7 protein-coding genes are annotated in these 19562 nt (G+C 48.2%); 2 read left to right on the top strand and 5 right to left on the bottom strand.

Features of this window, described 5'->3' with window-relative positions; genetic code table 11:
- The first annotated feature begins 34 nt into the window (after nt 1-34).
- Complete coding sequence (locus tag F3I09_RS06770; protein WP_149694281.1) at nt 35-832, top strand: S1/P1 nuclease; 798 nt, start codon at nt 35-37, stop codon at nt 830-832.
- A 73-nt stretch (nt 833-905) separates the two neighbouring features.
- On the opposite strand, the gene F3I09_RS06765 is transcribed toward F3I09_RS06770, so the two are convergent.
- Together F3I09_RS06765 and F3I09_RS06760 are read right to left on the bottom strand one after the other, a co-directional pair.
- A complete protein-coding gene (locus F3I09_RS06765) occupies nt 906-1832 on the bottom strand; it encodes a PfkB family carbohydrate kinase (protein WP_149694280.1) in 927 nt (308 codons plus the stop codon).
- A gap of 53 nt (nt 1833-1885) precedes the next feature.
- Entirely contained in the window at nt 1886-3298 is a 1413-nt protein-coding gene (locus F3I09_RS06760) for an MATE family efflux transporter (protein ID WP_149694279.1), read from the bottom strand.
- A 401-nt stretch (nt 3299-3699) separates the two neighbouring features.
- Here F3I09_RS06760 and F3I09_RS06755 point away from each other — a divergent pair, with 401 nt between their 5' ends.
- Nucleotides 3700-4197, top strand: coding sequence for a hypothetical protein (locus tag F3I09_RS06755; RefSeq protein ID WP_149694278.1), 498 nt, complete (start codon nt 3700-3702; stop codon nt 4195-4197).
- 170 nt (nt 4198-4367) lie between these two features.
- Here the strand turns inward: F3I09_RS06755 and F3I09_RS06750 are convergent, their stop codons facing one another.
- The 3 genes from F3I09_RS06750 to F3I09_RS06740 all read right to left on the bottom strand — a co-directional run bounded on the left by F3I09_RS06750 (nt 4368) and on the right by F3I09_RS06740 (nt 19100).
- Nucleotides 4368-6383 carry an OmpA family protein gene (locus tag F3I09_RS06750; protein ID WP_149694277.1) on the bottom strand — a complete coding sequence of 672 codons (2016 nt, stop codon included), beginning with the start codon at nt 6381-6383 and terminating at the stop codon, nt 4368-4370.
- Nucleotides 6384-6400: 17 nt separating this feature from the next.
- Nucleotides 6401-7411, bottom strand: coding sequence for a PorP/SprF family type IX secretion system membrane protein (locus F3I09_RS06745; RefSeq protein WP_149694276.1), 1011 nt, complete (start codon nt 7409-7411; stop codon nt 6401-6403).
- A gap of 76 nt (nt 7412-7487) precedes the next feature.
- A complete protein-coding gene (locus tag F3I09_RS06740) occupies nt 7488-19100 on the bottom strand; it encodes a gliding motility-associated C-terminal domain-containing protein (protein WP_149694275.1) in 11613 nt (3870 codons plus the stop codon).
- Nucleotides 19101-19562: the final 462 nt, after the last annotated feature.

Genomic DNA, 19562 nt, shown 5'->3' with positions numbered 1-19562 from the left:
CACTTATTAAGACTTATTAACCACCTCATGTATTATGCTTAAAAAACTCTACCATGTTCTAATGGGTATGCTATTGCTTGTGCCCATGTCAGGCTTTGCCTGGGGCGTTACCGGTCACCGTGTGGTAGCCGAGATCGCCAGCCATCACTTAAGTCCTCAGGCGCGGAAAGCCATCTATGCTTTACTTGGTTCCCAGAGCATGGCGATGGTTGCCAACTGGCCTGATTTTATCAAGTCAGACACTACGCACCGGTATGATCATACTTCTCCCTGGCACTACCTCGATTTTCCTGCCAACTGTACACGCCAGCAATTTGACGAAGTAATAAAGGCACACGCTACAGGAGATAACCTATATGCACAAACTAATGAGCTGATCAAAAAACTGAAAGATCCGGCCACTTCAAAAGAGGATAAAGTATTTGCCCTGAGCTTCCTTATCCACATGATAGGAGATATGCATCAGCCATTACATGCAGGCCGCGATGAGGATCAGGGTGGCAACAAGATCCAGGTAATGTGGTTTGATAAACAAACCAACCTGCACAGGGTATGGGATGAGCACCTCATAGAATTCCAGCAACTCAGTTATACAGAATATACACAGGCGCTGGATACTGCTACTGCTGCAACTGTAAAGAAATATCAGGGGGGTACCGTAGCTGACTGGATGTTTGAATCTAACCAGCTGTCAGGCAAAGTATATTCACTGACGCATGCCAATGACAAACTGAGCTACCGTTATAATTTCTGGTTTATCAACGACCTGAATAGCCAGCTGCTGAAAGGAGGCTTAAGACTCGCGGCCATCCTGAATCAGATCTACAAATAATAATGGGTTATAGTATAAAAGAAAAAGCATCAGCCTCCGGGACTGATGCTTTTCTTTTATAGCCTGTTCCTGACTAGATCAGGTCAATATCAAAGTTTACCAGTTGTACGAACTGTTCCAGGCGGGTGCTGATATCCTCATGGGAGATCTCACGCAGGCGGCCTACACCAAAACGTTCCACACAGAAGGAAGCCATAGCAGAACCTACGATGATGGCAGTTTTCATGTTCTCAAAAGAGATATCCTTTGTTTTAGCCAGGTGACCGATAAAACCACCAGCAAAGGTATCACCAGCACCGGTTGGGTCAAATACATCTTCCAGTGGCAGCGCGGGTGCAAAAAATACATGGTTCTCATGGAACAGCAGTGCACCGTGTTCACCTTTCTTAATGATCAGGTATTTAGGTCCCATGGTTGTCAGTATCTTGCGGGCAGCTTTTACCAGGGATACTTCGCCGGTCAGCTGACGGGCTTCGGCATCATTTACCAGGAGTACATCTACTTCTTTCAGCACTATTTTCAGATCGTCCATGGCTACTTCCATCCAGAAGTTCATGGTATCCATTACGATCAGTTTAGGCCTTGTTTTCATCTGTTTTATTACAGACAGCTGTACCTGTGGTGTCAGATTACCCAGTATCAGGAATTCGCTTCCCTGGTAACTGTCGGGTATTACAGGCTGGAATTCACCCAGTACGTTCAGCTCTGTAGCCAGCGTATCACGGGTGTTCATGTCCATATGATATTTACCAGCCCAGTAGAAGGATTTTTCATCTTTCTTCACCTGGACCCCATCGAAAGCTACACCTTTGGCACCCAGCGCGTCCAGTTCTTCCTGCGGGAAGTCACCACCAATTACGGAAACCTGGTTGATGGGCTTTATAAAATTGGAAGCGGCCCATGCTATGAATGTGGCTGAACCACCAACGATCCGGCCTGATTTACCAAAGGGCGTTTCTATATCATCGAACGCCATAGAACCTACAACAGTTAGCGACATGCGTATTCTTTTTTATTGAGTTTTAGTTAGTTTGCAAAACAGCGCAAATGTAACTAAACTTTTACCCGCTTCCACCATCCTTTCCGGAATATAACGATAGCTGCTACTGCTATACAGGATTCTGCTATGGCTATAGCCCAGAAAACACCGGCCGGGCCCATATTATAGTTTACGGCCAGTATCCAGGCCAGCGGTATCTGCAACATCCAGAAGCCTACCAGGTTAATAAAGGTAGGAGTACGCGTATCTCCAGCCCCGTTAAAAGACTGGGACAGCACCATACCATATGCATAAAAGATATACCCTATACTTACCAGCTGCAGGCATTCTGCTGCCTGTAACACAATAGCCGTTTCACTTGTAAAGATCATCACTACCGGCCTGGCTGCGAGGAAGAAAAAGATGGATATCAGTCCCAGGAACACCATATTAAAGAATGCCGCTCTCCATACGGATGTTTCCGCCCGCTCGGGCTGACCGGCGCCCAGATTCTGTCCAACCAGGGCTGCTGCAGCATTGGCCATCCCAAAAGCAGGCAGCAGTGTGAAAATAACGATCCTTATGGCGATGGTGTAGCCAGCTACCGCGTCTTCCCCAAAGCGGGCAATCAGGCGCACCAGGAATATCCAGCTGACTGTATTGATGAGCAGCTGTGCGGTACCTCCCGCCGCTATCTTCAGTATTTTCCAGATCACGCTTATATCAGGGCGTATATGACGGCTGCTGATACGGATCAGGCCCTTACCTCCAAAGAGGCGGTACAGCTGATAACATACCCCTATACCACGGCCTATTGTAGTAGCCAGTGCTGCACCTTTCAGACCCAATGCCGGAATGGGCCCCAGACCATTGATCAGCAAAGGACATAACAGGATATTCAGGATATTCGCTATCCACAACGATCTCATGGCGATAGCAGCATCTCCTGCACCCCGGAAAATACCATTGATAAGGAAGAGCAGCATCACGATGAGATTACTTCCCAGCATGATACGCGTATATATGTGACCGTTATCAATCACATCCTTAGAGGCGCCCATTAGCGCCAGCAGATCAGGAGCCAGTATGATCCCTGTTACAGCAATAGCCAATGCCAGCACCAGCGCTACATATAGCGACTGCACAGCAGTATGTGCGGCTGCATCGCTATCCTTTTCACCTGTACGACGTGCTACCACCGCCGTAGCAGCCATGCTCAGTCCGAATGCTGCAGTATAAACCAATGTCATCATGGATTCTGTTAATCCAACTGTAGTGATGGCATGCTTACCCAGTTTACTGACAAAGAAAATATCCACGACTGCAAAAAGTGATTCCATCACCATTTCCAGGATCATGGGTACTGATAATAAAAAAATAGCACGGTTAATATTACCGCTTGTGAACTCTTTTTCCGTGCCTGATACTGCCATAACAAACAACCGGAATACCTTGCCCAGGCGGGAATTGGCCTGTGTATCTCGCATATAGAAAACTATTAAATAATTAAAAATGAAATTGCCGGTACAGATCTGTACCTGTTAACATCAAAAAGAGGGCTGCGGGCATATCCGGAAGTACCGGATATTAAATTACATTTTCATGGCCTGTCATTGTAGGACACAAAGGTAAAATGTTTTTTAATTCCGCCTTATTTTTTTAGCTGGTGTGGCAACACATATCCCTTTTCAAGACTTTTTTTATTGGTCTCAAACACAATACGGATAAGCAATTCATTGATTGCCTAAAACACATTAAATAATTTTTTTACAATCACTGTAACTTTTCAAGACCATCTCCGTTTAACAATTGCATCAGCGCTGAGAAACTAATTTATTGTACTAAATACGGAAACCTATTTTCTATTAATTCAAATTAAACGGAAACCATGCTTACGATTAAAAAACATGCTCTTAAAGTGGGAGCATTAGCCCTTGCTATGGGTATTACTTTTGCAGCTTGCAGCGATGATGACGATCCAGTAACACCAGTTACACGTTCTAAAGAATACAAGCTGACCAAAAGCGCTACAGATGCTACTCAGGTAGGTACTGTTAAGCTGACTGAAAATGCTGATAGCAGTGTTAACCTGTCTATCACTCTGAAAGCTTCTACCAAAGACACAAAACATCCTTTCTTCCTGATCGGCGGTTCTGTTGCATCACCTACCATTGATACCCTGTTAAAGGATACTATTCCTGGTAATGGTGCTGAAGCTACAAAAGTGATCTGGAACAAGGTTAAGTCTGTTGTTGTAAACGGACAGACACGTAAGTTCAACTATGATAGTGCAGTGAAAATAAGTGCATTCTCTAAAGTATACTTCAAAGCTGGTAAAGACAGCGTTATCGCTATCGGTAACATCCTGAAAAGCAGCGCACAGTAATTTCTGATGGCAATTGTCTGATATAAAATATCAGAAGACTACAGGGTAAAAAAGAGTAATAATGGCCGGAAATTTCCGGCCATTATTAATGATGGTATTCGCTAGTCATTAGGATATGGCCCCAACCCATAGGTCAGGAAACCGGCTTTATAAAAAGGTTGCTGTTCCCATTAGTCTCCTAACTGGGTTACGCGCAACACTTTAAATTCTGTTCTTCTGTTCAACTGTCTGCCGTCCGGATTATCCTTTCCATTCGGCATTTCGTTGGGTGCTATAGGCCTTGTCTCACCATATCCTTTAGCGATCATACGATCGCTGGAGATACCCTTGCTTATCAGGTAATCCACACAGGACTGTGCCCTTCTCTGAGACAGCTTCATGTTGTATGCATCTTTACCCTTACTATCCGTATGTGCACTCATCTCAATGATGATGTTAGGGTTATCCCGCATGATAGATACCACAGTATCGAGCACTACCAGTGACTGCAAACGTAAGGTTGCCTTATTGAAGTCATAATAAATATCCTTCAGGATAATGGGCTTTCCTATTTCATAACGTTTGAGACAGGTATTTGGATTTAACAAAGAGTCAATTTTTGTTAACCCATCTGTATTTGCATAAATGGCCTTGGAGAAATAGTTCTCCTTTTCTGCCATGATCTTGTAGTGTTTCAAGGGTTCCACTTCAAACTGGTAACGTCCGGTCTCATCCAATATAACCTGCTGCAATACACGCTGCTGGATGGTGTCCAGCAGTGTGATCTTTGCGCCGGTAAGCGGCATATCATTTTCACAATCCAGCACCAGTCCATTGATTGTTTTGGAGATCTTTTTTATCGCAAACACTTCCAGACAGCAAACTGACTCCCTGTCCGAACTGATGTATCCGGCAGCCAGTGGATGCTCATTATCGGCCGGTGAATAGTAAACATCATCTTTCGGAGAATTCAGGGGAATGCCCAGGTTCCTTGGAGTTGCCCAACTGCTGAAATCTCCTTCAGTCAGGAAGAAATCCAGTCCTCCCAGTCCGATTCTTCCGTCGGTACTGAATATCAGCGCTTTTTTTTCATTGTCATAGAAAGGCGCCTGCTCCTCATCACGGGTATTAATATTGGTACCCATGTTCTTGGCAGGGCCTGCAACACCTTTGTCGAGCGGGCAGTACCACAGGTCATTTTTGCCCATGCCACCCGGCCTGTTGGAAGCAAACAGCAGGAACTTTCCATCTACCGTCACGAATGGCTGCATAGCGCTATAGCCTACCACGTTGACGTTTGGCCCCAATGGCGTTGGCTCATCCCATTTACCGGACCTCCGGGCACTTGTGTAAATGGTAGCTGCTTTTACCCCATTTTTGGTGGTCCAGCGTGTCAGGTAAAGCGTATTCCCATCAGGACTAACCGTTGCTGCTCCCTGGTCTACTCCTTTGGCTTCAGGAATGCTGACCGGCTGACTATTATGAAATTCAGCTCCCTTTCCATGGGCAACGAACAGGTTGTTGATGTATGGATTGGCTTTTTTGGATTTCTTTTCTTTCTCGAGCTCACTGCTGTCAGGACGTGAAGATGTATATAACAGCAACTCTTTTCCCAGCATAGCGGGCGCATAGTTTGCACCTCCGGCATTTATATCGCCCGACAATTTACCAATCGTATATGCAGGCAGGCGACTCTCCTCAGTGATCGCAAAGTCACAGCAGGCGATCTCCAGGTTTGTGCGTGTACTGAACTCGTCTATTTTGTTATACTCCTGCCTGAATTTTGTGAACTGCTCCAATGCAGCACTGTACTTGCCATTTGCACGCAGGCTCACACCATACCAGAAGCGGGCAAGCGGAAAGAGCGTGTTATTGTTGAAACCCACTGCCTGCTCATAATATTTTTCCGCATTACCATAGTCGTAATAGTTCCGGTAAGATTCCGCCAGGCGGTAGATCACCGTTTCATAGTCTTTGATCTTCCCGGACTCTTTACCCCGCAATTCAACAGTATAAGGCAGGATCTGTCCGAGTTTTATTTTAAAAGTACCAAGGGCTTTATTGTAATACTGTGCTGCAGAATAGTAGTCCTTTGCCTCGAAGTAAATATCACCGGTCCTCTTATAGTCGTATACATACTGGGCCTTCGAGGTGCTAACAATCCATAATAATGCGATAGCCAGCCAATAGCGTACATGTTGTTTCATCCGTGTTGGTTTTGTTTTTACAAGCGCGGGCAAAAGAAGTTCTCTTCTGAGTAGACTCTCTTTTTCCGGCTTATGAAGGATAAGGATAGCTCAAAACTATTACTGCCATTGACCAATCGTCTGAGATTGGAGGTGTTCACATCATAACTGAGCCCGAGTACAAAGCTTTTGAAATGAAAACCGGCAAATGGGATGGCAGAATCGTTGATACGATAATTGGCTCCCAGCAGGAAGTCAAATTCTTCATTCAGGTAAGCCTGTCCATATACACCCACCACGGTTTCATGTGCATTTCCCTGACGCATGTATAATCCATGAGGCGTAATACTGAAGATCTCATTCAATTTAACACGTGTACCACCATGTGCCAGGTATCTTACCGGCAGGCGCCTGTCCTCACCCGTTAAAAACGGATCCGTCGGCCGCGTAAGGTGGCCTGCAGAAAAACCGCCGAAAGGATTGAACTGATGATTGGGATTGCTGTCAAAGAACATCACACCTGCGGCAGCGTCAAATACATTGGAAGAAGTTGTGTTGATGCTTTCACCACTTGGTTTCGAAGGATCAAAGCCCATCACCGGGTCATACTGGCTACCAAGCTGCCACTTGGCCGGATCTATCTTACGGTTGATCATACCTGCCTGGAGACCAAACACCAGCTGGCTGGTACCTGTTTCTCCAAAGCGCACACCACGGTAAGAAAAGCTGGCCATTGCATTGAGATAATTGTAGCCGGCATCTCCCGCAGACATGTTGATGATATTCGCACCGACACCAATATTATTTGGTCCGGCAGCGTCAAAAGAAACACCGGTAGTGGAAAACGGTTTACCAATGTTCACCCATTGGTTTCGATAGTTGGCGCTGACGCGGTAGTCGCCATCAACGATACCTGTCAATGCAGGGTTCAACCACATAGGATAAGCGTAGTACTGTGAGAAGTGAGGATCCACCTGTGCTTTTGCCCATGCAGGCAGTAAAGTGACCAATACTATCCAGACAACAAAGCGTATGTTTCTATTCTTCATAAGAAGATTTTTAACTTTTTTGTAATGGCCGGGATGATATGCCATCCCGGCCCTGTTTATACCTTTTCTAACCCGATTAGCGGACGATAGTAACAGTTCCTTTCTTAGTCACTACGGAACCATCCTGAAGCGTAGCACGGAGCACATAGATGTATACACCCACAGGTTGCTGACGTCCACCCATAGTACCATCCCATCCGTTACGCTGATCTTTGGTTTCATATATCTGCTGACCAAACTGGTTGTAGTATCGCATTACTACGTTGACTATAGTATTTCCATATACATAATGCACATCATTAAATCCATCTCCGTTCGGCGTGAACACGTTCGGCACAAAGATGTTGTTGCCCTGCGGATTGTCTGTTGTACCTGTTACTGCGGTAGAGAGTGCACTTGTTTCACAATCTGCGATACCTACAGCCCTTACGCGGATAGTTACTGTCTGCGCAGGCGCTAAACCGGAAACAATATGGGACAGCCCTTCAGCTCCGGAACTTGGAACCACATAAGTAACGCCGTTATCCAATGTTACCTGGTAGGCTGTTGCACCCGGCACTGCGGTCCACTCAAAAGTTACCTGTGTCGGTGATGTCAGCGATACCGTTACAACCGGTGAAGCCAGTGGCGAAAGGATATTTACCTGTACAGCTGTTTTGGAAGCACTGCTGCAACCACCTGCGCTTACCGCTTCTACATAGTAGGTCGTACTCTGGTTGAGGGCAGGTGTGATGAATGTAGCACCTATCGCTATCGGCGAACCACCTGTAGCTGTCGCATACCAGCGGAAGCTTGCATTTGCGGTTGTTGATGCAGCGGTGAGTGTTGCCATACTACCTGGACAGAGGTCTACATTACCGGACACGGTCGCATTGTTAGCCGAAGCGCCCAGCGTTATACTTACAGGAGTGCGGGCAATGCTTGCACAACCGGAAGTATTCAGTGCCTCTACATAGTAAGTGATGTTCGCCGTGATAGCCGGAGTCATAACAGAACTACCTGTTGCTACCAGTGTACCACCTGTTGGGCTGTTATACCAACGGTAGGTCAGTGCTGCATTTGGATGCTGCACGCTCAGCGTAGCAAATTCACCCGGACATACCGTCATTGCTGCATTGGTTACTGCCGGAGATGTTGGTGTAGTATTCACTGTCACCGGTACGATAGTACGGCTCTGGCTTACACAACCACCTGTAGCAGCTTCTACATAGTAAGTTGTATTTGCGCTCAGCTGGTCTGTGGTAAAGGCTGCACCTGTGAAGACAGGAGTACCACCCGTTGCAGCTGTATACCATTTGTAACTGATACCAGCCAGCGGACCTTTCACGTTAAGCACTGCAGCGTTACCCGCACAAATGGTTGTACCATCTGCCAATGGCGCATCAATAGTATTCACCACTGTTGCAGTTGCGCCCTTCCTTGCCTGGCTGCTACAACCGGAACCATTCAGCGCTTCTACATAGAAAGTAGTATTGTTGTTCAATGCTGCCGTTGTGTATTCAGGACCGGCAGCCAGCAGCGTGCCATTAGCCGGAGCATCATACCAGCGATAGGTCAGTGCTGCATCAGGGTTGAGCACATTGAATGTTGCCGTACCACCCACGCAGGTGATCACATTTGCTGCAACAACATCCGGTGTTGGCGCTGCTGCATCGACGGTTATACTTGCCGCTGCACGGCTGGCGCTTACACAGGTAGTGCCTGAAGCGGCCTGCACATAGTAGCTGACATTTGCATTCACTGCTGTTACAGTAAAGTTGCTGCCGGTGAAGACAAGCGTACCGCCGGTAGCTGCATTAAACCATTGGTAAGCAACTCCTGCCTGTGGGTTCTGTACAGAAAGGGTTACATCCTGGCCTGCGCATACCTTTACACTGGCAGCAGTCAGCACCGGTACATCCGGAGATACACCTACTGTTACTGCAACCGTCACTCTCGAACTGGTACCGGTACACTGGTTGTTAGTGCTTACGGCTTCTACATAGTACACAGTGCTATTATTCAGGGCCGGGGTGACGAACTCAGGACCGCTGAAGACCTGCGTACCACCGGTAGCAACTGTATACCAGTTATAAGTCACACCATTTGTATTGGAAATTACACGCAGGGTAGCGGTACCACCAGTACAGGTGCTTACATTGTTGGATTCAAGTACGGGAACCGGAGGAGCTGTAGAAACGCTCACAGTTACCCGTGTTCTTGCAGGGCTGCTGCAATTGCCATTACCAGCTTCTACATAGTAATTGGTAGCCGCATTGATAGCAGGTGTTGTAAAGCTGCTGCCTGAGTCTACAGGTGTACCACCTGTTGCAGTGGTGTACCAGCGATAGGTGAGTGCAGCATTTGGATTCTTCACAGAAAGGGTCACCGTCGATCCCGGACATACTGTGGCAGCAGGCGCAGATACCGCTGGCGTTGCAGGAGCCGGCAATACCTTGATAGCAACAGGCACTCGGGCACCTGCATTAACACAACCACTGCTGTTTACCGCCTGTACATAGAAGGTCACATCGCCGGTAATACCAGTTACCACAAACACAGGTCCGGTGGATGCCAGTGTACCGCCTGTTGGTGCAGTATAGAACTGGTAGCTTATACCATTCTGCGGATTTTGTATAAACAGCAGGGCGTTCTGACCGGCACATATTTCCACATTATCACTTACCAGTGTCGGAACAGCTGGTCTTGCAGCGACTGTAGCAGTTGCAGCCACTCTTGCACTGGCCTGGCCACATGCTGAACTATTACTACTTGCCTCTACGTAGTACACTGCGGTAGCGGAAAGTACAGGAGTGGTGAATGTTGCACCTGTATCAACCGGTGTTCCTCCTGTCAAAGTTGTATACCATTTGTAGGTAATACCAGCGGTAGCTGATGTTACATTAAAGGTAGCTGCACTGGCCGCACAGATGTTTACATTCTGCGCATCCAGCACAGGGGCTGGTGCAGCGCCTCCTACCGTTACAGTTGCTTTCACCCTTGCAGACAAGCTGCAGGCACCATTACCTGTTTCTACATAGAATGCAGTATCTGCATTCAGCGCATTGGTAACATAAGTAGTACCTGTGAATAACAGCGAACCACCTGTCGGTGCGCTATACCAGCGGGTCTGTATATTCTGGCCTGTTACACTAGCCGTCAGGGTAGCCTGCTGGCCTGCACAGATCGCAGCATTAGTTACAGTTGGCGCTACCAGTCCTGGCACCACGCTTACCGTTACAGATACCCTGTTTGGATTAGCGCAATCATTGCTGGTACGCACACTTTGTACATAATATGTTTTTGTAGCCGTCAGCGCCGGTGTGATGAAGGATGCGCCTTCGAAAACTTTCTGTCCGCCAACAGGAGCATCGTACCATTCCAGTTTAGCCGCCGGACTGGATGTTGCTGTCAGGGTAGCGGTGTTGCCGCTGCAGATAGTAACATTACGCGCAGCTACTACCGGAGCTGAGACCTGTCTTGTTGCATAATAGATATTTGCTTTCACCAGCGCAGCTATCACACCTCCTCTCAAACGTACCTGCACACGGTCATAAGCTGCACCCGGAGCAAAGGCTACGGTGAATTTCTCGCTGCCGCTCACTAACCTGATGCTAACGTTATTACTATTCAACAGCAGGGCATCATTATTGGCAGCCGCTCCATTAAAGCTGGATACCTCCAGTGAGCCCAGCAAACTTGCATCTATCAACTGAGCCGGCAGTTCCATCACAATACGCACACTATCGCCTGCAGCTGCCACTCCCGGGAAAATGAGGCTTTGCTGTACACTGCCTCCACCGGCAGCCAGTGGTACTGAGAGTATTGAATAGTTATTGATATCAGCATCAGTTGTATTCTGTGCATCTACTACAGCGCAAAGCGCACAGATAGCCGTAGTACTGTTTAATTGTGTATTCGCAAAATCACAGGCGGTATTCGGCGTTACAGTCACCGTTAATGGTACAGCAGTACGTGGGCTTGGACAAGCGCCTGCACCTGCAACCGCTTCAACATAATAAGTGATACCGCTGGTCAGGGCAGGAGTTGTAAATATAGCTCCCGTAAACACAGGGCTACCGCCGGTAGCAACTGTATACCAATTATATACCACTCCCGGAGTTGTGGAACTTGCAGTCAGTATTGCCGACTGGCCAGACACCACTTCCCCATCTACAGGTACTGTTGTTACAGTCGGAGCAGCAGGCACCGGATTGACAGTAACAGCTACCGATGTTCTTAACGCACTTGCGCAAGCACCTGCAGCCGCTTCAACATAATAAGTGGTTGAAGCTGTCAATACGGGCGTCTGGAACGAAGCGCCTTCAAATACCGGTGTACCACCAGCAGCTGTTGTGTACCAGCGGAACACTACACCCGGAGTAGTAGAGGTAGCTGCCAGCTGTGCGCTATTGTTTGCACAGATAGTGACATTACCGCTACTCACCGCCGGAGCATCCGGTCTGCCAACGATATTAACTGTCACCATTTTACGGGTTGTATTAGCACAACCCGTAACATTAGATGCTTCAATATAATAGGCTGTGGTAGCAGTCAGATTAGGTGTTTTGTAAGAAGTACCTGTGAACAGTAATGTGCCACCTGCCGGAGCAGTGTACCAGCGATAGATCACGCCGGCTACCGGTTTCACATTAAAGGTGGCAGCACTGCCGCTACAGATAGACAATGCGGTAGTATCCAGCGCAGGTATAGCCGGTACAGGATCCACAATTGCAGTTACCGCTACACGCTGGAGGTTCGGACAACTCAGGCTTGATTTAACTGCCTCTACATAGTAAGTAGTATTGGCTGTCAGTGCAGGTGTCTGGTAACTTGTGCCGGTAGAAATGGCGGTACCACCTGTTGCGGCTGTATACCAGCGGAAGGAAACATTTGCAGGACCACTTGCCGTCAGTGTAGCACGATTACCAGTGCACACTGTATCTCCTTTCACTACCGGCAGTCCTACCAGACGGCTTGCGAAATGTACATTCACAGCACTCAGGGCAGAAGCGGCGCCTGATCTGAGGCGTATTACGAGTCTGTCAAACAGCCCTTTAGGTTTAAAGCCTGCCAGCGCCTGCTTATTACCTCCCAGTAAGGTCAATTTAATAACCGGGTTATTCAGCGCAATGAAGTCATTATTGGAAACAGCTCCATTGTATGATCCTATCTCTATGGCTGACAGCAGGCCGACATCCGCCAGCGTATTGTCGAAAGAAAGCGCGATTACGGAGCTATCACCTGGCTCACTGATCTGCGGGAAGATCAGCGACTGCTGTACATAGCCGTTCAACAGTCCAAGCACCACATGCAGTGTAGATTTGGAAAGTGTGCTGTTGTCAACCGCCAGGTTCGGATTTTCCACATAACAACCCACACAGATACCATTGGCAACGTTTTCCTGGCTGGTAGCCGCATCACAAGGAATGTCATTGCTACCTGGTACCACGGTGGCAGTTACTGATACTCTCGGGCCGTTCTTACAACCAGCGGCATTCACCGCCTCTACGGAGAAGGTGCTGGTAGCAGTTAACAGACCTGTGTTAAATACGGCTCCGGTGAAGATAGAATCACCAGACATGTTGTACCATTTATAGATCACATTTGTACCCGTTGCATTTGCTGTAAAGATGGCGCCCTGGCCACTGATCACAGATGTAGCTGACGGGGTCACGCTGAGATTAGTTGGAGCCGGGCTTACAATTACCGGCACTCTTGTCCTGGCAGCGCTCTTACAACCATTATTATCTGCTTCCACATAGAAAGCAGTATCCGCATTCAGGACATTAGTAGTGTAGTTAGCGGTGGATGCCAGTAGCGTGCCACCTGTAGCTGCGGAATACCAGCGGAACGTAGCTCCCGCCGGGGCTGTTGCCAGCAGCATAGCAGGATTGCCGGAGCAGATACTTCTTCCGGTAGCTGTAGGTGCTGCCGGTGTCGTACCAACATTTACCCTTACCGGTATCCTGACAGGATTAGCACAGCCAAAGCGGCTGGCCTCCACATAATAAGTAGCGGAAGCTGTCAGCGCAGAAGTTGTATGAGTGCCATTCCCTGGCAGCGGTGTACCACCAACGGCGGTGGTATACCAGGCCAGATCTGCACCATTAGAAGATGTCGCAATTAATGTAGCGGTGCCGCCACTGCACACATTCACCGTTGGCGCAGCTACCTGCGGTCTGGGTGTCACCACAGCCGCAAAGTATACCTTCACGCGGGTCAGTGCCGCTATCACACCATTGATGCTCACCAATACGCCATTGAAGGTCCTGGCAACCGGTAGTCTTACACGGAACTTATTACCGGTGTTCAGCAGCATCACATGCACTGTCGAATTATTCAGGAATATAGCGTCCCCATTAGGCGTATTTCCATTGTAGGTTTCCAGTTTTACACCACCCAGTAATGCTGCATCTATTACCTGACCGGGAACTTCCAGGTCGAGTGTAATGCTGTCGCCCGCAGGGTAGGTGTTGTTAAATTGTAATAACTGACCTACATATCCTACCGCACTCAGGGTAGAAGTAATGGTAGACGCTGAATTTGCATTCTGGTCTACTGCCAGCGCCGGATCGGCCACAGAACATAACAGGCAGATACCTGCAATAACGGGGCTTACCTGTTGTGTAGCATAACTACATGGCGTCGGCTCAGCAGGCATATTAATATCTACCCGCACCACAGTACGCGTCGGGCTGGTACAATTGTTTACCGGATCTTTTACTTCTACATAATAAACTGCAGCAGCAGACAAGGCTGGAGTCGTGAAGCTGGTAGCATTAGCCTGTAACAGGGTGCCACCGGCCGGTGCATTGTACCAGTTATACTGATATGCCGGATTTGGATTATTGACGGTGAAAGTAGCTGTCTGGCCAGCATTGATCGTGCTCACTGCCGGTGTTACCAGTGGTTGTGGTAAACCAACGATCACATATACTGCTTTCCTTACAGGATTCACACAACCTGTAGAAGAAAGCGCTTCTACATAGTAGATAGCATTAGTCACATCACTTACCTGATACGTTGCACCTGAAGCAAGCACGGTACCTCCAACAGGCTGATTGTACCAGCGGAAGGAAGTGCCAGGCCCTGTTGCCCTGAGTGTAGCGGTGCTACCCTGACAGATGTAAACGGTATCTTTTTCCACCGTAGGCGTACCTGCAAAGATCTGGGCTGAATAGACTTTCAATGTCGTGAGTGCTGTGGCAAGACCACTCAGTTTGACATTAACCCTGTCAAATGCAGCACCGGGTGCAAAAGAGTAGATCAGATCCCTGTTGCCATTCAACAGTTGGAGATTCAGCATTCCCGGGCTAAGGGTTACCTGATCATTATTGGAAGTGCTATTATTGGAAGAAGAGATCTGGATGCCACTTAACAGGCCCAGGTCGGCAATACCGGTAGGGAGCCCCAGCTTAATGCGTACACTGTCCCCTTTTACACCTGCAGCAGGGAAGATAAGGGATTGCTGTATGCTGGCGCTCACACCCAGTACGGTATGCAGAACAGATGCCGTTTGCGTGCTGTTGTCAACTGCTGAATCCTGTTTCTCTACAAAACAACCTATACAGATACCACTTGCAGCGGTCTGTTGACTGGTTGCGCCCCCACAGTCAATATCACCGGGAGTAACCGGGCCTCCATCACCATTAAGTGTAACAGCCACCGGCGTACGCAGGCTTTTGCAGCTGGCATTGCCCTGCAATACTGCTTCTGCGTAATAGGTCGCATTCGCTGTTACCGGAGGAGCGGTGAACTGTGTACCAACAAATACGGGGGTTCCACCCGTTGGTACATTGTACCAGTTATAAATGTAACCCGGATTAGGGGCAACAACATTAAATGTAGGCGTAGTGCCTTCTGCTACAGAAGTGGAAGATGGCGTCACCACCACTCCCGGCAAGCCTGTTTTTACCTGCACAGGTGTGCGTCTTTCACTGCCACAACTGTCAGCGCCAGCAGCTTCTACGAAATAGGTAGTATCTTTTGTAATGGCTGGTGTAGTGAATGATGCGCCATAACCAAGCGGAGCACCACCAGTGTAAGATTTGTACCAACGCAGGGTATAACCTGCAGGACCAACGGCGCTCAGCACAGCAGGACTTCCGCTGCAGGTGAATATAGTTCCGGCGGCCACCTGTGCAACAGGAGTAACCACCTGCGCATAGTATACGTTCAGTATGGTAATGGCTCCCACCAGAGCATTCAAACGGATCTCTACCCTGTCAAAAGTTTTATTTGCAACGAAAGCATAGGTACTCCGCTGCACCCCATTCAGCAAACGTACTGTTAGCAGATCGCTCTGGAGGCTACCCATGTCGGCATCTGCTGCTCTTGCTCCATTTCCGAGACCTACGCCGATATTTGCAATCAGGTCAAGGTCAAGCAATCCTGAAGTGGTACCAAGCCCCAGACGTACAGTGTCTCCGGCTTTACCTGCAATCGGGAATACCAGGTCCTGGTAAACATATCCTGCTGCGGCTACTCCCAGGCGCACATTGGATGCGGTTGCGGGGTCATTGTCCACTGCCAGGCCCGGATTATCTACACTACATAGTAAACAGGCCAATCCTCCTGTGCCGCTGTTCTGGGTCTGAGAACCACTGCAACTTAACTGTCCGTTACCACTGGCGCCGTTCACATTCACATCTACCGCTGTTCTCCTGATGCTGATCAGACCATCGGCAGGAGAAATGGCTTCTACGTAATAAGTTTTATGCTGGAATAACGGAGGCGTTACAAAACTGCTGCCGGTATGTATTGGCGAACCTTCTTCCGGCGTTTCATACCAATTGAAGATAGCACCGGGTATGGTAGGCAATGTAGCATTGAGTGTGGCGGCTTGTCCTGCAGTAATAGTAGCCGGACTCGGCGCAACCGTCACCGGCGTCATTGCTATAGCCTCATAGATATATAAAGAACTATTTGCTCCAAGAAGGCTGCTCATATCTATCTGCGCAGCATCGAAGGTATGCGATACAGGTATGGCTACTCTGACCCTTTTGATACCATTTACTCCCTGGAGAAGATCAAAATCCAGCGGGGAACTATTTAATAGCTGCTTGTCGTTATTGCTTACGTTATTCAGGGAAGTGGTTACCCCGATACTTCCCAGTAAAGCTGCATCTGCCAGGATATCAGCTTCGGAACCCAGGATGAGAATAATACTGTCACCAGTGTGGTATGTGCCCGGGAAAGTGATCTTTTGTCCCAAAGTAGCGGCAATACCTAATGGTAGTGATAAATGGGATGCAGTAGTAGTATCTCCATCTGAAGCAAATGCCGGATTCTGTACGTTACACAGGGCACATGCCACACCACTCATAATAGGCGCCTGCTGACCTGTACCATATGTCCATAGCGGGCCGGTACCGCCACCGATGGTTACAGGTACTGCGGTCCTTACCAGGCTTGTTGTGCCGGCAGGATCTTTTGCCTCTACATAGTAGGTAGTATTACGGATAAGAGAAGGGGTCGTAAAAGCTCCGGCCCCGGTAAACACAGGCGTTCCTCCCTGTGGAGTAGTATACCAGTTGAATACCGGATTTGAGATTCGGATGGAGGGCGTTAAAGTAACCGGAGTATTATAAGCAGTTTTAGCAGGCTGCGGCAATACGGTTACGGGGATCATTGCGGCTACCTCATACAGTTTAATGGAACCAGATACACCTATCAGGCCTCCGAAATCAACCTGTACACCATCAAATGTTTTAGTGGCGGGAATACTTACACGGAACTTCCGGGTGCCATTCAACCCTACTCCCAACAGCTGTAGTTTTACAACAGCTGCATCGAGATTTACGCCGTCATTGTTGGATACCGCCGGACCAGCAATACTATTATTATGTGTCGTCACTCTCACTCTTGGCAGCACTACCGCTACAAGATCTTCAGTAGGGGCATCCAGGAATAGTACAATACTGTCTCCCGCCTGATATACACCCGGTAGTTTTACCAATTGACCTACAGAACCGGAAACACCTAATGGCACCGTGAGTATCGAGGAAGTAGTTGTGTCTCCGTCTACAGCCAGATCGGGAGTAGTTACTGAACATGCGGCACAGGCAATACCACTGGTGATAGGACCTTGCTGTTCCTGACCATAGCTCCAGATAGTACCGGGCCCACCGGCCACTCTTACAGTAACAGGTGTGCGTGTATAGCTGCTCAGGTTATCTGCCGGGCTATATGCTTCTGCATAATATGTAGTGGTACGGCTCAGCAAAGGAGTCGGGAAGTCACTGCCAATGGCTACAGGTGTTCCTCCTCCTGGCGTTGTATACCATCTGTAAACAGGAGCTGACACACGTGCATCTGTTGTAGCAGTTAATGTTACGTTACTGCCGGCTGTGATCAATGGAGCAGCAGGAGTAACGGTAACAGGGATGGCTGCCGCAGCTTCATATACATTGAGTGTACCGAAAGCAGCAAATGCAGAAGTCAAACTTACCTCGGCAGCATCAAAATCTTTAGTTGCAGGAATTGTCACACGGAATTTAGACTTTCCACCTATGCCTAATCCCAAGGCATCCACACGAATGTTGCCTGCGCCCAGATTTGTAATATCATTATTGGCAATATCATTATTAAAGGTCTGTACCTGTATGGCGGCTAATGCGGCTGCGGAAAGCAGCTGACCTGGTATCTCCAGGTCCATTATAATCCGGTCTCCTGCTTTGTAGTCGCCCGGAAACCTAAGTAACTGTCCCACGGAAGTCAAAGCGCCCACAGGCAATGAGAGCGTTGAAGCAGTAGTGGTGTCCCCGTCAATTGCTCTGCCGGGGTTACTCACATTGCACAATGCGCAGGCTATACCGGCAGTCACAGGACTTTCCTCCTGATCAGCAAATGTCCATATTGGTCCAGCGCCACCACTTACCCTGACAGTAACAGGGGTACGCACAGGACTTACAAGTCCGTCTGCCGGGTTGGTAGCTGCTACATAATAAGTAGTGGTGCGTTTTAAAGGAGGTGTTGTAAATCCGGCGGCATTCAATAGAGACGACCCACCTTCGGGAGTGGTATACCAGTTAAAGGTTGCCCCCGGGATCCTGATAGCGGGCGAGAATGTAACCGTTCCTCCTGAATTAACAGTGGGAGCTGCAGGATTAACTATTACAGGTATGAAAGCAGTTGCTTCATACACACGTAAGGAGCCAAACTCCGCGAGCAGGGCAGAAAGACTGATCTGCACCTCATCGAAATCATGTGCAACGGGAACGATCACCCTGAACTTTGGAGTACTTCCTAGTCCGGCTCCCAGTACACTTATTCTGACAGCCTCACTATTCAGTGCGATCATGTCATTGTTGGATACACCTCCGTTAAAAGTGCTTACCGAGAGTGCCGAAAGCAGCTGTTTGGAATAGAACTGATCAGGGATTTCGAGGTCAAGCGCCACCTGATCCCCAGCCTGGTAGGCGCCTGAAAATTTAAGTTTGAGTCCTACACCACCCACGGCGCCGACAGGCAGAACCAGCGTTGCCGCGGTATTCAGATTTGCATCAATAGCATTAGCGCCATCATCCACACGGCATAGGCCGCAGGCCACGCCAAATGTAACGAAGGACTGGCTACCGGCATGGCTCCATAGGGGGCCATCGGCAAAATAATTGCCATTAGTTCGCCAGGCATTGCTCAATAAGGGGGAATGAGGATGATGGAAGAGATAGTTATCCAACCAGGTTGTCGCGTTGTTTGTCAACACGGGATTCGCTAGGGGTAGTTCCTTTGCGGAAGTTTTACCCAAGGGTAACCCAACCAACCAGACGAGATAAAAAAGAATAAGCATAAAAGCTCTCATGGGGCTTTTCAGGGTAGCTTTAAAATACATAATATTAGTATTCAATTGGTTCGGGCTATAAAGCGTATATTTTTCAGATGCGAAAAAGCATATTGTACCACGGTTCGTTTTTACTCTTTAGGGGCAGCGGCTATGAAGCTCAGGGAATAAGGATAGGGAGTCACCATGTTTAAATAGCTAAATACACCCAAAGGGTCCTTATGTTGAGGAAATATTGAAACTTGAAAAACAACGGGGGCGAAAATAGGCTGATAAGCTGGTTTAAGAGAAGGTCTTTTTATTCAGTATAGAAGAGGCTGTTCATTTCGTTCATTACACGTAAATCGGGCGTTCATTTCATTCACACCATATGAAGTTTGAGAAATA

It is taken from the genome of Chitinophaga sp. CF418 (genome assembly GCF_900142925.1).
GTDB lineage: Bacteria > Bacteroidota > Bacteroidia > Chitinophagales > Chitinophagaceae > Chitinophaga.
This window is presented reverse-complemented; position numbering and strand designations above follow the sequence as displayed.

Bases quoted from the DNA above. Each gene is read 5' to 3' on its own strand.
- F3I09_RS06750 (WP_149694277.1), bottom strand. From the start codon at position 6,383: ATGAAACAACATGTACGCTATTGGCTGGCTATCGCATTATTATGGATT.
- F3I09_RS06770 (WP_149694281.1), top strand. From the start codon at position 35: ATGCTTAAAAAACTCTACCATGTTCTAATGGGTATGCTATTGCTTGTG.
- F3I09_RS06765 (WP_149694280.1), bottom strand. From the start codon at position 1,832: ATGTCGCTAACTGTTGTAGGTTCTATGGCGTTCGATGATATAGAAACG.
- F3I09_RS06760 (WP_149694279.1), bottom strand. From the start codon at position 3,298: ATGCGAGATACACAGGCCAATTCCCGCCTGGGCAAGGTATTCCGGTTG.
- F3I09_RS06755 (WP_149694278.1), top strand. From the start codon at position 3,700: ATGCTTACGATTAAAAAACATGCTCTTAAAGTGGGAGCATTAGCCCTT.
- F3I09_RS06745 (WP_149694276.1), bottom strand. From the start codon at position 7,411: ATGAAGAATAGAAACATACGCTTTGTTGTCTGGATAGTATTGGTCACT.